This is a genomic window from Streptomyces sp. SID5785 (assembly GCF_009870065.1).
Classification (GTDB): Bacteria; Actinomycetota; Actinomycetes; order Streptomycetales; family Streptomycetaceae; genus Streptomyces.
In genome coordinates this window covers 1-1,483 of sequence record NZ_WWIA01000748.1, presented here as the reverse complement: position 1 = coordinate 1,483, position 1,483 = coordinate 1, and the positions used below count along the sequence as shown (strand labels likewise).

Below are 1,483 nucleotides of genomic sequence, written 5' to 3'. Positions count from 1 at the left end.
AGCGGAGGCGCGGGCCCACCAGATCGCCCCGGGATCGCCGGGCCCCGGCCTGTCAGCTCCGGGGCCGGCCGCCCCCTCCCTGGCCCCGGGGCCGGAACGTCGTGCGGTAGGCCCCCGGCGCCACCCCGAGCACCGACTGGAAGTGCTGCCGCAACGACGCCCCCGTCCCGAACCCGACCTCCGCCGCGACCCGGTCCACCGTGTGCTCGGTCCGCTCCAGCAACTGCCGCGCCCGGTCGACCCGTTGCCGGTTGAGCCACGTTATCGGGGTCAGCCCGGTCTCCTCCCGGAAGCGCCGGCTGTACGTACGGACGGACATCGCGTCCCGCGCCGCGAGCCGGGCGAGGGTGAGCGGTTCGCCGAGGTGCCGTAGCGCCCAGGCGCGCGAGCCGGACGTCGAGGCGAGGTCCGGGGCCTCGACGGGCCGCCGGATGTACTGGGCCTGCCCGCCCTCCCGGTGCGGCGGCACCACCGTGCGGCGGGCGACGTCGGCGGCGACCCCCGCCCCGTGGTCCGTGCGGATCATGTGCAGGCACAGGTCGATACCGGCCGCCTCGCCCGCCGAGGTGAGGACCGGCCCCTCGTCCACGTAGAGCACATCCGCGTCGACGGTGACCTGCGGGAACGTCCGGGCGAACCGGTCCGCCGAGAGCCAGTGCGTGGTCGCCCGGCGCCCGTCGAGCAGCCCGGCCGCCGCCAGCACGAACGCCCCCGTGCAGATGGACGCGACCCGCCCCCGCTCCCGCGCCGCGGTCAGGGCTTCCCGGAGCGCCGGTCCGGGGCCGGTGTCCGGCGTGAGCAGCTCGTCCACCTCGTGCGACGCGGGGACGAGGACCGTGTCGGCCGCCGCCACCGCCTCCAGGCCGTGCTCGGTGTGGATCGGGAAGTCGGCGTCGGTCCGGATCCGGCCGGGCCGCGGCGCGCACGTCGTGACCTCGTAGAGGCGCTCGCCGGTCACCGGGTCACGGGCGGAACCGAACAGCTGGTGCACCAGGCCGAGTTCCATCGGCAGCACACCGTCCCGGACCAGGACGGCCACGGACGCGGCCGGGGCGGCGGACCGCTCCGTCCGGCCCGGAGGACCGTGCTCGTCCCGCGGTTTTCCCGTCACTGGACCCATGGCCGGATGCATGGCCGAATTCTTTCAGGTCGTGGCCATCCGGCCAGTCGTGGGCGGGTACGGGCCCGGCGCAGAGTCGTGGGTATGGAGACCCACAGCCGCGCCGCGACAGCCGCCGCCTCGCCCCGAGAGTCCCGAGCCTCCCGAGCGTCCCGGTCGTCCCGCCCGCGCCGCGACGGCCGGTGGACCGTCGCGGCCGGGGCCGCGCTCGCGATCGTCGTCGCCGGTTCCTTCAGCACGCTGGCCGGGCTGCTCGTCGGGCCCCTGCACGAGGAGCTGGGCTGGTCCCGCTCGGCGATCGGACTCGGGTCGCTCGTGAACATGGTGGTGTACGGGGCGACCGCGCCGTTCGCCGCGTCGCTA

1 protein-coding gene and 1 pseudogene are annotated in these 1,483 nt (G+C 76.1%); one reads left to right on the top strand and one right to left on the bottom strand.

Annotated elements, in window-relative coordinates:
• Positions 1 to 52: 52 nt before the first annotated feature.
• The gene (locus GTW43_RS24455) at positions 53 to 1,039 is read right to left on the bottom strand and encodes a helix-turn-helix domain-containing protein (protein ID WP_343246107.1); all 987 of its coding nucleotides are present in this window, start codon (positions 1,037 to 1,039) and stop codon (positions 53 to 55) included.
• A 165-nt stretch (positions 1,040 to 1,204) separates the two neighbouring features.
• Between GTW43_RS24455 and GTW43_RS24450 the strand changes: the two are divergent.
• Positions 1,205 to 1,483: pseudogene (locus GTW43_RS24450) on the top strand (MFS transporter); the annotation flags it as partial.